Origin of the sequence: Gloeobacter kilaueensis JS1 (assembly GCF_000484535.1) — a bacterium.
Classification (GTDB): domain Bacteria; phylum Cyanobacteriota; class Cyanobacteriia; order Gloeobacterales; family Gloeobacteraceae; genus Gloeobacter; species Gloeobacter kilaueensis.
Genome location: NC_022600.1, coordinates 3169545 through 3185244, shown reverse-complemented (window position 1 = coordinate 3185244; position 15700 = coordinate 3169545). Strand labels below are relative to the sequence as shown.

Genomic DNA, 15700 nt, shown 5'->3' with positions numbered 1-15700 from the left:
GGCCTTCTTGAAGCCCGAACAAACCGGGAGGCGCTCGCCATATTCTACGACTAACGCCGGGCAAACGGCGGCCCTGCGGTTGAAAGTCAGCGCAGCAATTGTAAGACGGGCACTATAATTGCCTCGGATGTCAGGTGCGACGCGGATGGACGAGCGGACCAAAAAATTGCTGGGTGGCGCGCTAATCGCGGCGATTGGCGTCGGTTTTATCGGCTGGAGCTGGTACAACCGCCAGAGTCAGGGTTCCTTTTATATCCGAACGAGTATCTTTGGTCCGGCGGCCCTGGTGCTTGGCCTTGCTTTGCTCTTTGTTCCCGGCTACCGCGAGGAACGGCGCGGGCGGGGCGAAGACATCTCTGCCCTCAGTGGCCTGCAACTGGTGACGGCCCGTTGGTGGTTCATCCTCGCTCTCGCCCTTGCCCTGGGACTGTTGAACCTGTTTTTGCTCACCTATCTTTGAACCCAGGATTCTATATGCAAGCGGCCTGGATCGTTGAACCCCAAGGGCAGAAGGCCAGTCTAAGTAGATGGGTACAAGAGGGTTTCGATGCGTGCGGACGCAACTGTGACACAGGTGAGCGATGAGCAGCTTGTCCAGCGGGCAAGCCGCTCCGACAGTCAGGCATTTCGAGAACTCTATCAGCGTTACGTGGCAAAGGTTCGCGGTCTGCTCTTTCAGATGACGGGCGACGGTGACGGACTCGACGATCTGACCCAGGAAGTTTTCGTCAAGGTCTTCCGGGCGCTGCCGTCCTTCCGGGGTGATTCTCAATTTTCGACCTGGCTATTTCGCATCGCCGTCAACTGTTGCCAGGATGCCCGCCGCCGTCGGGGCCGCCGCCCCGTCGCCGTCCCCATCGATCAGCTCCCGCTTGCGGCCCACAGCGAAGATCCGCTCAAGCGCCTCGACCGCGAGGAACTGGTCGCCCGTGCCCTCCAGACCCTCAAAGACGAGCATCGCCTGGTCGTCGTCCTGCACGACCTGCAGGACCGGCCCCAGGAAGAAATTGCAAAAATATTGAACGTGCCGGTTGGCACGGTCAAATCCCGCCTCTTCTATGCGCGCCGCCAGTTGCGCGAATGGTTCTACGCCCAGGGGATCGAGCTATGAGTGACCCACTACAAGAGTTCCTGCGCCACAACGCTCCCCAGCCGCCCGAGCCGGGGATCGATCTAGAAGACCACATTATTGCCCGCACCCTCGCTCCGGCGGTGCATCCCTGGTATCTTCGCCGCCCGCCGCTCATCGCAGCGGCAAGCCTCGCTCTGCTTCTTCTGGGCAGCCTTGGCCTCTGGCAGCAACAGCAACAGCAGCGTCCCATCCTCGAAGCTTCTAAACCCGCCGAGACAGCCACCCTCGCCTTCCGTGAACCCGATACTTTCTTTGCAGTTGATCCCCAGACCGGCCTCTACGATGTGCAATTTTAAGCTTCTGCTTCTGGTCACACTCAGTTGGTGTTCGAGTTTCGCCCTTGCCTTCGCCCAGACTCCCCCCGAATCCCTCGACCTGCGCGGTCTCAACCTCACCCCCGACCAGCGCAGCCAGCTGCAGGACATCCGCCGCGAAGATCAGCAGTCGGCAGCTCCGATCCGCGACGGCCTCAACACCCAACTCAATCAACTGCGGGACCTCTACACCAGCGACGCCCCCGACGAGCAGGTGCGCTCCCAGTACGACCGGATGCAGGTCTATCGCCAGCGGCTCGAACGCGCCCGCTTCGACAACCTGATGCACATCCGGGGCGTGCTCACCCTCGAACAGCGCGCCCAACTGCGCAGCCAGTTCGGCCAGCGCCGCCGCACCAACTTCTCCTTTGCCCGCCCTTAATCTAATTTCAGAAAAACGCCAAGCGTTTTCCTTTGACGATCAGGTTACACAAAGCTCTAGCGGCATCAGAACATTTGCTGTAATTTTGCCGTCAATTCTCTGACTACACCCGAGACACCACGACAGGACAATCTCATCAGTCTGCCTCGAAAAGCACCTGTTCTATTGAGTGAAACAAGGATGTAGCTGAGATCGTGCCCAGTATAGCCAGTAATGAAGCCGACTAGATCACAATCCCTGATTGCTTCTGCAACTTTAGATTTGCTCAAATACGACTCACTAGATGGAGCAACTTCAATGCAACTCGCTACTCCGAGTTTTAATAATCTCTCGACAATATTTGCCCGCGTTTTATGGTGGCCACCCGCAATACCAATTGTCAGATCGCTTAAGTCGAGGTCGCTATCCCATTCTGAAGTACCCAAGTCTTCGCGAGCACTAAGAGTAGACGGACTTTGCAATTTTGAACGAATGTACTCCGCTACTTCTGGCGCAACCGTAGAATCAAATACATGAAGAGCGTGAATTATTTCTTCGACGAAAGGCTCAACGCTTCTATTCTCTACAGACGCTTCGTCCGTCTCCCTAAAAGCGATATTTTGATATTCATCAGAGAGAATTTTGCGTATTACTGGAGAGTCATAAGCATATACTTGCATACCTTCTAAGTAGACGGAGTCAATTAAACAGATAACGTTCACACTGCAACCCCTTGCCCAGATATCGCTCATCTATGGCCTCAATCACTGCTTCCGCAAGTTCATACTCCATCTCGAAGCTACGACACTTCATATGGTGAGCTTTTACCTGGTGCCATTCCTCCTCTATGCGATTCATCTCTGGGCAACATACTGGCAGAAAGAACACGTACAACCCTTGCCTCTCCCATACTGGCCATCGCTCTTTCACCCGCCAATGTTTATGCACTGAATAATTATCTTGCACTATCACTGTTATTTGACCAGTCTCTGCCAGTCTTTCGGCGGCTCTTTTCGCTTCCCAATCCATTAACTCGATATACACATCGTTTTTTATGCTTCCCAAACTCACACCATAGTTGAAGGCTTCTCCCGGAGCATATATCCCAAGCACACTGATGCGTTTGCCTCGACGATTTGGCTGCTCGATCCGTTTTTGCTTACCGACTTCTGCCCAGGTATAGCCAATCACACTTGGTAGGCTAAAACCCGACTCGTCAAGATATTTGATATGCACCAAACCTTCTTGCTCAGCCAGTTTTAGAGTTTCCAGGTCGTTCGATTTGCTCTGCTTATGCTCTGGGTTTTGGCGTTTGACAATGCTGTGCCTTATTCTTTGCCAACTGAATCTTTTTTTTTGAGAACCTGCCTGAGATAGTCTGGATGCACTTGCACCCCCCGCTGCTGAAGCAGAGTAGCCAAGTGTCTCGCATTGTAGGCTTTTGGGTGTTGCTGCATCTGTTGTCTGAGAAACTCAAAGTCTTCCGCTGCGAGTTTCGGTCTGGCACCACGACCCTTAGCCTCGAACAATCCCTGCAGGCCGTGGTCCCACCAACGGCGGAAGGTAGTGCGCACTGTAGATGGGGCACAACCGAGGTAGGCAGCAATTTGAGGTGCAGTCATGCCATGCATACTCAGCCGTACGGTTTGAGCACGTTGGCGTACACGCTGAGGAACGGTGAGGTCGTCGCTGAGTTTTTGGAGGTCGTCTTCTTCCTGGGGTGTCAGGTAGATGCGATGATAGGGCATGGTTAGTTGGCAGAGGCAGCACTTGTATCATATGCTGTATTTCAACCTCCGCCTACTTAGTAGATAGAAATAATCATGTAGCGAGATGCTTCTTTGCCTGAGTAATGAGCGCAAATCCGTGACAGCACTGTCTAATCGTTCGTATTGCTCACCATTGGCAAGTAGCTCTAACCAGTCCGCGCAGGTTTGCAACAGCCCATACTTATCCCTTGCTGCTGTGTGGATGCCAATGTTTGTTTTAACAACTTCATCTTGACGAGTTGCGGTCAGTTTTTTTAATTGCTCTATTCCAGTATGGATGCTTCGACGCTCATCATTCAAAGCACTTTCAAGAGTTGTCCAAAACATTGCAATATGACGATCAATAGGCTTTATGAAGTGGCCCAGTGCGCCGAGTCGATTATACATAACTGCAAGATTCGTATCCGGGAAGCCTGTTGAAACAATAAAGTTATATTTGCAGCAGTTGGAGCCCAGAATCTCCCGTGCATCTCGGACGAGATCTGACCCGTATTTAGGATTTATGTCATGGTCCAAAATAATCAGGTCGAAGGCAGATTGATCTCCGCATTCGCTCGCTTCTATATATCCCAGTGCCTCGGAATAACTTCCCGCTTCAACACAGGTATGGCCTCTCGGCTCCAAAAGAGTGCGATAGTGTTGACGAATAGTTGTCTCATCATCCACTAATAGAAAGTGCGCCATTGTCGCTATACCTCACCTATATTCGATTGAAGTGGGAAAAGAAAAGTTACTGTTGCGCCACGTTCTGGCTTCTTTTTGTTTGCTTTTTTAACCTGTGCGCCATACAGTTTCAAGAACGCACGAACAATACCGCTACCCATACCTTTGCCTTCTTTGGAATTCAAAACTTCTTCTGTCTCGTAGAGATTTTTCAACACTTTACTAGGCATTCCATCTCCATTGTCAGAAATAGTAACAGCAGCTTGCTGCTCCATCTCATGACATGTAATTACCACCTGACCCTCAACTTTCCCTTTCAGCTTTTCCAAAGCTCCACAAGAATTATAGAGAGCATTTTTTACTATGCTTCGCAAATGATGCGGATTACAATGTATCAGTAATTTTCTGTCAGTTTGAATCTCAAATTTTACATCATAGCTATCACGGATTCGAGGCGGCAGATCCGTATAAAATTTATGGATCTCATCGCTGAAGTCAATCAATTCGGGTTCAGCTACGAAACCACTTAAGTTTCCCATAGACCAAATAATCGTCTCGACAGTTTTATCTATTTCAGAGAGATGTTGAATGAGTTTTTCGTAATCCTGTTGGGTTTTAGGCTCGGTTAAAACCTCTTTCATGCGCTTGAGTGCATCTATAACATTTTGAGTATCTCTGTTTTCTATAAGTGGCGCTTTTTTTAGATCATGGATAATGTCCATCACGCAAACTTTCATTTGATAGAGTACTGCAGATATTTCCTGCGTTAGATTATTGACTACTGATACAAAATCGGAGTCAATGACTTCTTTAACCGCGTTAAAATAATCTTTGTATTTCTCTACCTGCATTTTTTCTTCAAGCCATTTTTCTCTAGCAGCTACCGCTGCCTCTCTTTCTTCAACCATTCTTTGTTGATAATGCAACGCGGTCTGTTCAGATACATTGGATCGATAGAACAGAAATTCAATAACAAACCATATAGCGAAACTCGTTATTAAAGAGGCTAAAGCGATACTATTATAGACAAGGACGGCACTACTACTACTTCCGACGTCTTGTAACCACTTTAAGATATCTTCTAAAAAACTTGGCGGTGGATTCCGCAGGTAATAAACTCGTCCAATTATTTTTCCTCTAATCTCCTGTTTATTAATTTGAATACTGGTTTCGCGAGGATTTGGATAATGCCATTCTGGCTGCATTGGTGGCGGGCTAGTCAGAATATTGAAAACATGTCCATCAAGTTTTTCGACGGTTAGATTCCGTTTCCAGTTTGAATCATATTTTCCGCTTGCTGTATAAATTATTTTCTGATTAGGGCAAGTGACTTGGCTGATTTGACAATCAGTCACAATAACGCCGAAAAGGCCATAGTTACTATTAAGAGTGCTCTGAATCTGCTGCCTATCGCCTTTTGCCAGAATAATTGATAGCTTTGTCGGAAGTAAGTTAGCAAGAATATTAAAATCTACCGTTTGTATTCGATAAATTGTCTTGTTCCAGTAGTTCAAGTAACTTGAGTAAGTTAGGAAGAAAATGATCAACGTTGCTATACCCATTGAGGCTAGTAGCCGCAATAAAGCCCTGCCTGATTTTAGATGGTTAAAAAGTTTCCCTGGTGTTAACTTGAGGCGCTGTTCCATACTACCCAACTTTGAGTTGATTGAGAAAGTTATAGTGGGGAATTTCTGGCAAACATCCCCTATTTGCTCGTGCATCAGTGTATACTGAGTCGTCTAATTTGGGGAGAAAGTTTTGCTAAGTTCTGTAAGTTTTTGTACACGGGTTGGATTGCGGTAGCGATCTGAGATACACATTTGCCGTTTATCAATACATAAGTATATAAATTGAAGTTTCTGCGTTAGCCTGTGCGCTTTTATTCATGTCGGAGTTAATCGTTAATTGTATGTTTTCTGTTTCTAGTAAAGCTTCTTCTCGAATTTGGGCAGCCTCCAGAGCACTTTTGAGCTTGTTAGCATCCATCATTCTTCTGCCCTTGAGCAATGACGCGATAGGGGGGCTGCGGGGCAGGAATATAACTCGGACTGCTGTTCAGTTACCTGAATACACATCTTTACTCCGGTCCGACTTTTGTCGTGGATGCCTGCCCGTGCAGTAGATTGGACCTGGCGAGGGAGCACAATCATGAAATTTGGCGTCGTCGTCTTTCCTGGTTCCAACTGCGACCGCGATGTGGTCACGGTGACGCGGGGGCTACTCGGGCAGCCGACGCGGATGATCTGGCACACCGAGACCGACCTGAGCGACTGTGAGGTGGTCGTTCTGCCCGGCGGCTTCAGCTACGGCGATTATCTGCGCTGCGGGGCGATCGCCCGCTTCTCGCCGGTGATGCAGGCAATTCGGGAGCATGTCCGGCAGGGGCGGTTGCTCATCGGCATCTGCAACGGCTTTCAGGTGCTCACCGAGGCGGGATTGTTGCCCGGCGCGCTGGTTCGCAACCGCAATCTGCAGTTCGTCTGCGATCGGCTCTCCCTTAGAGTCGAGCGGAACGATCTGCCCTGGACACGCGGCTACCGGCAGGGCGAGGTAATTGCGGTGCCGGTGGCCCATGGCGAGGGCTGTTACTACGCGGAGGAGGCGACGCTGCAGGAGCTTGAGGAACACCGCCAGGTGGTCTTGCGCTACTGCAACCAGGAAGGAGAGATAGACGAGGCGTCCAACCCGAACGGTTCGCTGGGCAATATCGCCGGTATCTGCAACCGGGCGGGCAATGTGCTCGGGATGATGCCCCATCCGGAGCGGGTGAGCGATCCGCTGCTGGGCGGTGGAACCGATGGGCGGCGCTTGTTCGAGAGCCTGGTCGAAAGTCTGGCGGTTGTATAGGTGGCGGCGCTGCGCGATTTTGTTGTGAAGCTGGCCGGGGCAGACAGCCTCCAGGCGCTTCGGCAATGCTTTCTGGCGGAGGCCGGGAGCTATTTTGAGGCGCAGCACTGGGGAATACACGTTCAAGATCAGGCGCAGGGCCACACGATGGCCGGTGTGCAGGGCAATCCGGATACGGCAGCGCTGAAGCAGACCGCTCTTTTTGCTACACCCCCTTTTGCCGCCTTCAAGAACAAGGGCCAGCCGCCGGATTTTGCCGCGCTCATCGAGCGCCTCGCCCAGGCAGGACAGCCGTTCGATCCGATCGTGCAGTCCCTGGTCGATCGCCACGCCCCGGCTCACGATCAGATGCTGCCTCAAACGGACGACTGGCGGCAGAGCGAACTCTACCGCGCCTGCTTTGCGGCCTTCGACCACGGCCACATGCTGATGGGGCCGATCGTGGGAGAGGGGCGGTTGCTGGGCTTCGTCCACTTCACCCGCGAGCAGAACCGACCAGCCTTCGATGAGCGAAACCTGGCGGATCTGGCGGCTCTATGCGCTCACCTTTCGGCCTGCCTCGCCCGCCTCACACCGCCAGCGCTCGCGGCGGCGGCAAACGGTCTGACGGCAAGAGAACGGCAGATTGCGAATCTCGTCGCTCAGGGTCTGACCAACGCCCAGATCGCAAGCAGTATCTGGATCACCGAAAATTCGGTCAAACAGGCGCTCAAGCGAATGTTCCGCAAGCTCGCCATCTCGTCGCGGGCAGAACTGGTCGCCCTGCTGCCCCGTTCTGGATAGATCGCCTTCAAGCGCGGGTGGCGCGTCCCCGCGTCAGCCGCTTCCACCTGCCCAGCAAGTAGCTGCGCTGGGCAATCATATGAATCGCGATAAAGGCCAAAAACGTGTAGGCGAGCCAGCCATGAACATCGCCTGCCAGCTCGGCAATGGCCTTGTTTTTGGCAAACAGCGTCGGCAGCGCAAGGCCAAAGAGAGCGACGCCGTGCCCACTGGTGTTGGAGAAAAAGTAACCGCTAATCGGCACGACGATCATCGCCAGGTAGAGAATCGTGTGCAGGGCAGCGGTGGGCAGCCAGTTCTTGCCCCGAGGCGGCCCAATCGTCGGGATCAAAAGCAGAATGCGGGCGGTCAACAACAACAGCACCAGAACACCCATCGACTTGTGAAAGGCAAACAGTGAAGGCGTGTAGCTCACCCCTTCCGGCAGGTTGACCATGTAGATGCCGACGGTGAACAAAATCGCGTAGCAGATCGCCATCGTCCAGTGCAACCAGCGCAAAGGTTTGCGCACCGCGACTTTCGCTGTTGCCATAGCCTTTCCTCATAAAATTTCATCGCTGCCGACCCTATCCCAGACGGAAGACGACCGGCGAATGTTTCGATTTTAACGAGAAGAATTAAGATTGTTTGCGCTGCCCTTCAGGGACGGGCGTTGCCGTACAGGCGGGCCGGTTTGAGTTCAGCGGGCTCGGGGGCATCGGGAAAGATCGATCGCACCCGATCGACGACCGAGAACATGTAGCTGTAGTCGGGCAGGCTGCCGTTGGGAATGAAACCGGCTTCTTGCGCTAGCGGGCTGGGGGTGTCCTTGAGAATTTGCCGGAGCTGGTCCTGGCGGTTGCGCTCGATGTTGGGGCCGATGAGCAGCACCCCCGCCGGGACGAAGTGCTCGTCGGCGGCGAGGACGCGAAACTGGCCACTGGTAATCTCAGGAGCGTAGCGGTCCAGCTCTTCTTTAGAAAGGGCTCCGGCGGTCGCTTTGCCGCTTGCCACCCATTCAAGGGCGCTCTTGGGCGTCGGGGCAAAGAGCAGTTCCGAGAGGGTCAGGCCGTAGAGGTTGTAGAGCGGAAAGTAATAGCTGGTGCTGGAGCCGATTTGACCCAGGGCGACGCTGTGGTTGGCCAGCTCTTTGATCGTCTGAATGGGACTGTCCTTGCGCACCACCAGAACCGAGCGACGGTTCTCGACCCCCTGCAGAGGAAGAACAGGCTGGTACTGCGCCTCTTTGATCGCGATCGCCGCCAGCCCCGGCGGGGCAAAGACCAGCGACCAGGAATGGTTGCGGATGCGCTCGATCGCCCGCTGCTCGTTGTAGGCCGGATCGAGTTCGACAAAATTTTGGGCTTTTTCTGCCAGGTAATCTTTGAAGCGGGCGTAGCGCTTGATCGCCTGGGTGCCCTCGCTGTAGCTGACTGTGCCGATCGTGAGTTTACCGCCGCGATCGGCGGAGCTGCCGCAGGCAACCAGCAGCAGCAAAGTTGCCAGAGACAATAAAAATCGTAGCCCCGTTTTGAACATTTGTTTTTGCAAAAGCGTGCTTTTAGCTTTAGTTTACTGCCGCCGCTGTCGCAGGAAGGCAGGGGCGCACGGGCCGCTGAGCTGAATAATTTTGAAGTTCGGGCCTATGAATTAGACAGATGCGACGACAATAGCGGACAGGTGAAAGACCCTCTTGCAGAATCGTCGATATTTCTAGTCCGTCGTTATTCTCCATTCAGCGCCATGTTCAAGAACTTAAATCTCAGTCTGAAGTTCAGCTTGATTTTGCTGTTGATTTTTTCGATCGGTCTGGTGGCAAGCGGCACTTTGCTGTCACTTTTGCTTGAGCAGCGCGCCCAGGACGAGGTGACAGCCAAGACGCGGGTGCTCCTGCAGACGATGAACTCGGTGCGCAACTACACCTCCAACCACATCAAGCCCCTCCTTCTGGCGCAAGCCGTCTCCGAGCCGGTCTTTATCCCGGAGGTGATACCGGCCTATTCGGCGACCGAAGTCTTCGAGAATTTGCGCACCAACGACGAGTACCGCAGTTTTCTCTATAAAGAAGCGGCCCTCAACCCGACCAACCTGCGCGACAAGGCTGACGGCTTTGAGACAACGATTGTCGAGCGCTTCCGCAACGAACCGGATACCAAGGAGCTGACCGGTTTTCGCGACCTGCCCGGCGGCGATGTCTTCTATGTCGCCCGTCCACTGACCGTCTCCAGTCCTTCCTGCCTGCAGTGCCACAGCACGCCCGCCGCTGCTCCCAAGAGCATGCTCACCACCTACGGCAGCGACAACGGTTTTGGCTGGAAGTTGCACGAAGTCGTGGCAGCGCAGGTCATTTCGGTGCCGGTAGAAGAGGTCTACGCCAACAGCCGCCGCTCGCTCGCGCTGGTGATGGCGATGCTCGCCGCTGTCTTCGTGGTGCTGTTGTGGGTGGTCAACTGGCTCCTCAAGCGCTCGGTGATCCGGCGCATCGGTCGGATGGCCGTAACTGCCGACGCGGTGAGCACCGGCCAGATGCAGGCCAACTTCAGCGAGGACTCGACCGACGAGATCGGTACCCTCGCTACCGCCTTCAACCGGATGAAGGCGAGCCTCGAAATTGCCCTCAAACTTTTGAGCCAGCAGCCGCGTTGATTGCGCTACTTATCTTTGGCTGGACGGTAGATATCGACCGGCAGGACAATAGGACCGTTTCTGAACGCAACCGCGTTGACGCTATGCTTAAAAACCTGAAACTGGGAACGAAATTTAGCCTGATCTTGATTTTGATCTTTGTCGGCGCTCTGGCGATCAGTGGCTCGATTCTCTCGCTGGTGCTGCAGCAGCGCGCCCAGGACGAGGTGACCTCCAAGGCGGATGTGCTGCTGGAGACGATGAACTCGGTGCGCAACTACACCAACAACCGCGTCAAACCACTGCTTGCGAGCAAAGCCGCCACCGAGCCGACCTTCATCTCCGAGACCGCCTCCGGCTTTGCGGCGACGGAGATCTTTGAAGGAGTGCGCAAGAACGGCAAGTACAACAACTTCCTCTACAAGGAGGCGGCCCCGAACCCGACCAACCTGCGCGACAAGGCCGACGATTTTGAGGCGGCGCTGGTGAGCCGCTTCACCGCAGATAGTTCCCTCAAAGAATTGACCGGCTTTCGCTCGCTGCCGGGGGGCGATGTCTTTTTTATCTCGCGGCCTTTGCGAATTCCTGAAAAAAGCTGCCTGCAGTGCCACAGCACGCCCGCCGCTGCTCCCAAGAGTCTGCTCACCACCTACGGCAGCGAGAACGGCTTTAACTGGAAGCTGGGGGCGGTGGTGGCGGCCCAGACGATCTCGGTACCGGTGGACGAAGTTTACGCCAGTGCCTGGCGCTCGTGGAGCTTTGTGATGGGCGCACTGGTGGCTGTCTTCGTGCTGCTGTTGCTGGTGGTCAACTCGCTTCTCAAGCGCTCGGTGATCCGGCGCATCGGTCGGATGGCCGTAACTGCCGACGCGGTGAGCACCGGCCAGATGGAGGCCAGCTTCAGCGAGGACTCGACCGACGAGATCGGCACCCTCGCCACCGCCTTCAACCGGATGAAGGCGAGTCTTGAGATCGCCCTCAAGCTCCTCAACCAGCAGACTCGCTAGAGCAATTTCTGGCGAAACTGGGCGGCCTTGCGCTCGTCACCAATCTCGCCTGCCAGGCGATCGACGAGGTGAGCCGGACTGGCGGGTGCGCCTTTGAGGGCGTTCTGGATCAAAAAAGTGGCGATGGGACCCACCAGCAGGCTCAGTTCGCGCTCGCAGCGCTGGACAAAAGCCGGATCGACGCCGGGCTGGCTGGGCGGATTGGGCGGCAGGGAGGTGGCGGTCGGCGGCAGCGAGGGCAACGTCGAGGTGGCAGCCAGTTGGGCGAGGGCTTTTTGACTGAACGCCTGCCGCTGGCTCTCGCTGAGCTGGGCAGAGAGCAATTCCACCAGTTCGCCCGCGTTGGCGGCGCTCCCGAGCGCCTGGCGAATCAAGGTGGGGGCGATGGGACCCACGAGTTTTGCGAGCTGATTTTCAAGGCGGGCCAGTTGCTCGGGAGCGAGAACGAAGCCGGTCGCAGGCGGGCGGGTGAGGGGCAGGGAGGCGGCGATGCGCGTCTCGGGCCGCTCGACTGCCGTGCGCAGTTGTTCGATGATTTCGAGCGGGCTTGCGGGTCGCTCCGAGGGCTTTTTGGCCAGACAGCGCAAGATCACCTGCTCGATCGCGTTGGGCACCAGGGCGCGGGGGTTGGCAGCGCTCATCGTCGATGGCAGCGCTTCGGTATGAATCTGATACCAGGTGCCGAAGCTTTGATCTTCGACGGCGAACGGACAGACCCCGGCAAAAAGTTCGTAGAGGATCATCCCGAGGCTATAAATATCCGAGCGCCCATCGACTCCCTGGCCGCGCAACTGCTCGGGCGAAGAATACTGGGGGGTGCCCAGGTACCCCTGGGTCGCCATCCGGCCCTGGGCCGCCACCGCTGCGTCCTGAACGATCCGGGCGATGCCGAAGTCGAGAATCTTGACTTTTTCACCCAGGCGGGGGTCGCGGATTAAATAGATGTTGCCCGGTTTGAGGTCGCGGTGGACGATGCCCGCCTCGTGGGCCACCTGCAATCCCTCGCAGATCTGCCAGGCAATCGAGATCGCGAGCTCAATCGGTACCCGCTCGTAGATGCGCTCCTGGAGCGAGCGGCCCTGCAAAAATTCCATCGTGAAATACGGCAGGTCGAGATCTTCGAGGATGCCATAGTCGCGGATCTGGACGATGTGCGGGCTGCGCTCGCCCAGCCGCGCACAGATCGCCGCCTCGTCGCGGAAGCGGCGGCGCAGACCATCGTCGGCCAGCAAGCTCTGCGAGAGCAATTTGACGGCGACGACCAGATCTTCGATCTCGATATGCACGGCCTTGTAGACCGAACCCATACCGCCGGAGCCTATTTTTCCCGTCAGGCGGTAGCGACCGACCGTGCGGCCGACCAGACCGTCGCGGTGCGCAAACTCTGCACTCAAAGCCAGACGACCGAATCGTTCGCCATCATCCTAGCGTTCTGGGGCGATTGCTTGCACGGTATGCCATCCTGTGGAGAGTTTCCACCCGCCCGATTGTCATGTCCGTCACCCTGCAAGACGAGCGCCGAGCGCGCGCCGCCCGCCTGCTGTTGCGCCTGGAGGCGGCCTACCCCCACGGGTTGAGCCTGGGCCTCACCAGCCGCGACCCGTTCGAGTATCTGGTGGCGACCGTCCTTGCCACCCAGTGCAAGGACGAGCGGGTCAACCGGATCACCCCGGCGCTGTTTGCCCGCTATCCGGACGCAGCCGCCTTTGCCGCCGCCGATGAGGAGGAACTTTTGCCGTACGTGCGCCCGACCGGCCTGGGGCCAACCAAGGCGCGCAACTTGATCGCCATTGGGCGGATTCTCTGTTCGCGCCACGGTGGCCAGGTACCGGCGACGATGGCCGAGTTGACTGCCCTGCCGGGGGTCGCCCGCAAGATCGCCAATCTCGTGCTCGCCGACTGCTTTGGGATCGTCGAGGGGGTGGCCGTCGATACCCACGTGCGGCGCATCTCGAAGCTTCTGGGCCTCACCACATCGAGCGACCCGCGCCGGATCGAGCAGGATCTGATCGCCTGTCTGCCGCGCCATAGCTGGCGCAGCTGGAACAACCTGCTCGTGGAGCATGGCCGCAAGTGCTGCGTCGCCGGAGCGCCCCGCTGCCCAGTCTGTCCACTGCTGGTCGATTGTCCGGGCGGTCTGGCCCTTACGGCTGGCACACCCGTGAGCGCTGAACTCGCAGCGACGGTGCAGGACGGCTAGAAATCGAAGCCGTCAATTTCCGGGGGGTGGGCGAGTTTTCCAGGGACAGACCTACTACGATGCTCCCGCAGCAGCAAGTCCGACAGCTCATTTGATTAGCGAAGCTCTGTCCAAGCTTGCGGCACCAGGCACGGACGGTTTCATCACAAACTATTTTTGCAACAGAACCTTCTTGCGCTTCGGCGAGCCCCGCCTCAAATCAAGGAACCTCCGCACCACGGCTCATGAATGCGGTCGGTGTCATCGCTGTGACTTGTCGGAAAGCAGAACAGAACGCTGCAGTGCTGGCGTAGCCGGTCTGCCTGGCAACATGGGAAGGTGCATGACCGCGTGCGAGCTGTTCCATGGCCCACACGATTCTTGCCCGTTGTCGCCAGGCTTTTAGGGTGAGTCCGGTTTCCAAAGGGAACAGTCTAGTGACGGTCCGGACGGAAGTCGCTGAACGCGACGCGATCTCACTTAGACTTAGCAAGTTGCGATGGTCGGCGAGAGCAAGGTCCGCCACGCATTTGCCCACTGGGCTCGTCGGCAACGGCAGGAAAGTCGGTGCCTCCTCCATGGCTGTAAGCTCATGGAGCATCAGCCGCACGACAAGCTCCGCCTTCTCCGCCTCAAGGTCTGTAGAAACGGCTTCGTTAAGCAGAGAACGCAGTAAGGGCGTGATCCACAACGCAAAGGCTCGATCCAGCGAGACCTGGCGTCCCCATGCTCGTACTGCCGAGGGCTGCCAGTGGACCATCCAGAGTTCGGCGTCGGTCATTATTTCTAGCCGATGATGCAGGTCCGGCGGAACCCAGGCGGCAAGCTGGGGCGGAACCATCCATACGCCCGCGTCAGTGTGGATCTGCACCATGCCGGACGCAGCATAGGTCAGCTGCCCTTCCTGATGGGAGTGAAGCGGCAGACTATCGCTGCGCTGCTTCGTGATGCGGTAGATGCTAAAGGGAGGCTTCAACAATTGGCCTTTGCGCGATACCGATTGGCGTTACGTCGCGTATCCAGGCTGCTATTCTACATCCGTCAATAACTGAAAAATGGTCATCATGAGTTCAAAGATGAAAGCCGTTCTCATCCACGAGTACGGCACCAATGATGTGGTTCAGATCCAAGAAATCGACCGGCCAGAGCCTCAGTCCGGCGAGGTGCTGATCAAGGTCCGTGCAGCAGGGGTGAACCCGGTCGATTGGAAGATACGAAATGGAGCCGGCCAACGCCTGGGCATGACCTTGCCCATTCCTATGGGCGGCGAGCTTGTTGGCACGATCGAGAAGATAGGCGACGGTGTTGACGGCTTTAAGGAGGGCGAAGCCATCTTCGGTATGGTCCATACCGGTGCCTTCGCCGAATACGCCGTCGCGATGGCAGCGGACATGGTGCGCACCCCGTCCAATCTCGACTTTGTCCAGGCGGCGGCGCTGCCGCTGGCCGGCTCCACCGCGTGGCAGGCGATTTTCGACGTGGCCGGCCTCGCTGCCAGCCAGCGCCTCCTCATCACCAACAGCTCGGGCAGCGTCGGTTCGCTCGCGATACAGTTCGCCAAGGCGAAGGGCGCGCACGTCACAGCCGTGGCCTCGGCGCGGAACGAGGAGTTCGTCCGCAGCCTAGGTGCCGACGAGTTCATCGACTACACCAGCGGGCTTTTCGAGCAGGCCGCCAAGGACATGGATGTCGTATTCGACACGGTGGGCGGCGAGATATTCCAGCGAGCGTTCCAGACTCTGAAAAAAGGTGGCTTCATGGTCACTGTGGTGGCGTTCCCGGAAAACGAGGCCGAGCGCTACGGCGTTAGTGTCACGCGGTCCTTCACCTTGCCGAGTGCAAGGAATCTGACCGAAATCAAGAACCTTGTCGAAGCCGGCAAGGTCAAGCCGCATGTCGATACGGTGCTACCATTTGCCGAGATCAAGCAGGCGCTTGCCCTTTCTGAGGGCGGTCGAGCCCGTGGCAAAATTGTCCTCGCGGTTGCTCAATAGAGGGCTTTGTGACAAAAACTGAAAAGCGACAGAACAATCCTACAATT

General features: G+C 56.0%; 19 protein-coding genes. 10 read left to right on the top strand and 9 right to left on the bottom strand.

Going from position 1 to position 15700, the window contains the following annotated elements; translation table 11 throughout:
* The first annotated feature begins 145 nt into the window (after window positions 1–145).
* From GKIL_RS14735 to GKIL_RS14720, 4 genes are all read left to right on the top strand, one after another.
* Window positions 146–460, top strand: coding sequence for a hypothetical protein (locus GKIL_RS14735; RefSeq protein WP_023174505.1), 315 nt, complete (start codon window positions 146–148; stop codon window positions 458–460).
* 87 nt (window positions 461–547) lie between these two features.
* Window positions 548–1111 (top strand): sigma-70 family RNA polymerase sigma factor, encoded by a 564-nt coding sequence (locus GKIL_RS14730; RefSeq protein WP_023174504.1) that lies wholly within the window; start codon window positions 548–550, stop codon window positions 1109–1111.
* Window positions 1108–1428, top strand: a complete 321-nt coding sequence (locus GKIL_RS14725) for a hypothetical protein (RefSeq protein WP_023174503.1) — start codon at window positions 1108–1110, stop codon at window positions 1426–1428. Before GKIL_RS14730 ends, GKIL_RS14725 begins: the two co-directional genes overlap by 4 nt.
* Complete coding sequence (locus tag GKIL_RS14720; RefSeq protein ID WP_023174502.1) at window positions 1415–1828, top strand: Spy/CpxP family protein refolding chaperone; 414 nt, start codon at window positions 1415–1417, stop codon at window positions 1826–1828. Before GKIL_RS14725 ends, GKIL_RS14720 begins: the two co-directional genes overlap by 14 nt.
* Before the next feature lie 65 nt (window positions 1829–1893).
* Here GKIL_RS14720 and GKIL_RS24870 read toward each other — a convergent pair whose 3' ends face one another.
* The 5 genes from GKIL_RS24870 to GKIL_RS24240 are packed head-to-tail and all read right to left on the bottom strand — an operon-like array spanning window position 1894 to window position 5885.
* Window positions 1894–2529: a hypothetical protein gene (locus GKIL_RS24870; RefSeq protein ID WP_187293823.1), complete on the bottom strand. Its 636-nt coding sequence runs from the start codon at window positions 2527–2529 to the stop codon at window positions 1894–1896.
* Window positions 2507–3127 carry a transposase gene (locus GKIL_RS14715; RefSeq protein WP_245595941.1) on the bottom strand — a complete coding sequence of 207 codons (621 nt, stop codon included), beginning with the start codon at window positions 3125–3127 and terminating at the stop codon, window positions 2507–2509. Before GKIL_RS14715 ends, GKIL_RS24870 begins: the two co-directional genes overlap by 23 nt.
* An 8-nt stretch (window positions 3128–3135) precedes the next feature.
* Window positions 3136–3555 carry a helix-turn-helix domain-containing protein gene (locus GKIL_RS23700; RefSeq protein ID WP_071824817.1) on the bottom strand — a complete coding sequence of 140 codons (420 nt, stop codon included), beginning with the start codon at window positions 3553–3555 and terminating at the stop codon, window positions 3136–3138.
* 27 nt (window positions 3556–3582) lie between these two features.
* On the bottom strand, window positions 3583–4260 hold the full coding sequence (locus GKIL_RS23695; RefSeq protein ID WP_023174498.1) for a response regulator: 678 nt from the start codon (window positions 4258–4260) through the stop codon (window positions 3583–3585).
* Window positions 4261–4265: 5 nt separating this feature from the next.
* Window positions 4266–5885: a sensor histidine kinase gene (locus GKIL_RS24240; RefSeq protein ID WP_187293822.1), complete on the bottom strand. Its 1620-nt coding sequence runs from the start codon at window positions 5883–5885 to the stop codon at window positions 4266–4268.
* A 502-nt stretch (window positions 5886–6387) separates the two neighbouring features.
* Between GKIL_RS24240 and purQ the strand changes: the two genes are divergently transcribed.
* Both purQ and GKIL_RS14695 read left to right on the top strand, forming a co-directional pair.
* Window positions 6388–7086: a phosphoribosylformylglycinamidine synthase subunit PurQ gene (gene purQ / locus GKIL_RS14700; protein WP_023174495.1), complete on the top strand. Its 699-nt coding sequence runs from the start codon at window positions 6388–6390 to the stop codon at window positions 7084–7086.
* Window positions 7087–7869, top strand: coding sequence for a helix-turn-helix transcriptional regulator (locus GKIL_RS14695; RefSeq protein WP_023174494.1), 783 nt, complete (start codon window positions 7087–7089; stop codon window positions 7867–7869).
* A 7-nt stretch (window positions 7870–7876) separates the two neighbouring features.
* On the opposite strand, the gene GKIL_RS14690 is transcribed toward GKIL_RS14695, so the two are convergent.
* Both GKIL_RS14690 and GKIL_RS14685 read right to left on the bottom strand, forming a co-directional pair.
* Window positions 7877–8401, bottom strand: coding sequence for a cytochrome b (locus GKIL_RS14690; RefSeq protein WP_023174493.1), 525 nt, complete (start codon window positions 8399–8401; stop codon window positions 7877–7879).
* 107 nt (window positions 8402–8508) lie between these two features.
* Window positions 8509–9387: a phosphate/phosphite/phosphonate ABC transporter substrate-binding protein gene (locus tag GKIL_RS14685; protein ID WP_023174492.1), complete on the bottom strand. Its 879-nt coding sequence runs from the start codon at window positions 9385–9387 to the stop codon at window positions 8509–8511.
* Window positions 9388–9591: 204 nt separating this feature from the next.
* Here GKIL_RS14685 and GKIL_RS14680 point away from each other — a divergent pair, with 204 nt between their 5' ends.
* Both GKIL_RS14680 and GKIL_RS14675 read left to right on the top strand, forming a co-directional pair.
* Window positions 9592–10494: a c-type heme family protein gene (locus GKIL_RS14680; protein ID WP_023174491.1), complete on the top strand. Its 903-nt coding sequence runs from the start codon at window positions 9592–9594 to the stop codon at window positions 10492–10494.
* Window positions 10491–11480: a c-type heme family protein gene (locus GKIL_RS14675; protein WP_023174489.1), complete on the top strand. Its 990-nt coding sequence runs from the start codon at window positions 10491–10493 to the stop codon at window positions 11478–11480. The genes GKIL_RS14680 and GKIL_RS14675 overlap by 4 nt, the downstream gene beginning before the upstream one ends.
* On the opposite strand, the gene GKIL_RS22800 is transcribed toward GKIL_RS14675, so the two are convergent.
* On the bottom strand, window positions 11477–12874 hold the full coding sequence (locus tag GKIL_RS22800) for a serine/threonine-protein kinase (RefSeq protein WP_023174488.1): 1398 nt from the start codon (window positions 12872–12874) through the stop codon (window positions 11477–11479). The genes GKIL_RS14675 and GKIL_RS22800 overlap by 4 nt on opposite strands.
* A gap of 98 nt (window positions 12875–12972) precedes the next feature.
* On the opposite strand from GKIL_RS22800, the gene GKIL_RS14665 reads away from it, so the two are divergent.
* Entirely contained in the window at window positions 12973–13680 is a 708-nt protein-coding gene (locus tag GKIL_RS14665) for an endonuclease III domain-containing protein (protein WP_023174487.1), read from the top strand.
* Between the two features lie 199 nt (window positions 13681–13879).
* Here the strand turns inward: GKIL_RS14665 and GKIL_RS14660 are convergent, their stop codons facing one another.
* Window positions 13880–14638, bottom strand: coding sequence for an AraC family transcriptional regulator (locus GKIL_RS14660; protein WP_223173774.1), 759 nt, complete (start codon window positions 14636–14638; stop codon window positions 13880–13882).
* Window positions 14639–14735: 97 nt separating this feature from the next.
* Here GKIL_RS14660 and GKIL_RS14655 point away from each other — a divergent pair, with 97 nt between their 5' ends.
* Window positions 14736–15653, top strand: a complete 918-nt coding sequence (locus tag GKIL_RS14655) for an NADP-dependent oxidoreductase (RefSeq protein WP_023174484.1) — start codon at window positions 14736–14738, stop codon at window positions 15651–15653.
* Window positions 15654–15700: the final 47 nt, after the last annotated feature.

Excerpts from the sequence above, each read along its gene's own strand:
- GKIL_RS14735 (WP_023174505.1), top strand. The coding sequence starts at position 146 with ATGGACGAGCGGACCAAAAAATTGCTGGGTGGCGCGCTAATCGCGGCG.
- GKIL_RS14730 (WP_023174504.1), top strand. The coding sequence starts at position 548 with ATGCGTGCGGACGCAACTGTGACACAGGTGAGCGATGAGCAGCTTGTC.
- GKIL_RS14725 (WP_023174503.1), top strand. The coding sequence starts at position 1,108 with ATGAGTGACCCACTACAAGAGTTCCTGCGCCACAACGCTCCCCAGCCG.
- GKIL_RS14720 (WP_023174502.1), top strand. The coding sequence starts at position 1,415 with ATGTGCAATTTTAAGCTTCTGCTTCTGGTCACACTCAGTTGGTGTTCG.
- GKIL_RS23700 (WP_071824817.1), bottom strand. The coding sequence starts at position 3,555 with ATGCCCTATCATCGCATCTACCTGACACCCCAGGAAGAAGACGACCTC.
- GKIL_RS23695 (WP_023174498.1), bottom strand. The coding sequence starts at position 4,260 with ATGGCGCACTTTCTATTAGTGGATGATGAGACAACTATTCGTCAACAC.
- GKIL_RS24240 (WP_187293822.1), bottom strand. The coding sequence starts at position 5,885 with ATGGAACAGCGCCTCAAGTTAACACCAGGGAAACTTTTTAACCATCTA.
- purQ (WP_023174495.1), top strand. The coding sequence starts at position 6,388 with ATGAAATTTGGCGTCGTCGTCTTTCCTGGTTCCAACTGCGACCGCGAT.
- GKIL_RS14690 (WP_023174493.1), bottom strand. The coding sequence starts at position 8,401 with ATGGCAACAGCGAAAGTCGCGGTGCGCAAACCTTTGCGCTGGTTGCAC.
- GKIL_RS14685 (WP_023174492.1), bottom strand. The coding sequence starts at position 9,387 with ATGTTCAAAACGGGGCTACGATTTTTATTGTCTCTGGCAACTTTGCTG.
- GKIL_RS14680 (WP_023174491.1), top strand. The coding sequence starts at position 9,592 with ATGTTCAAGAACTTAAATCTCAGTCTGAAGTTCAGCTTGATTTTGCTG.
- GKIL_RS14665 (WP_023174487.1), top strand. The coding sequence starts at position 12,973 with ATGTCCGTCACCCTGCAAGACGAGCGCCGAGCGCGCGCCGCCCGCCTG.
- GKIL_RS14655 (WP_023174484.1), top strand. The coding sequence starts at position 14,736 with ATGAAAGCCGTTCTCATCCACGAGTACGGCACCAATGATGTGGTTCAG.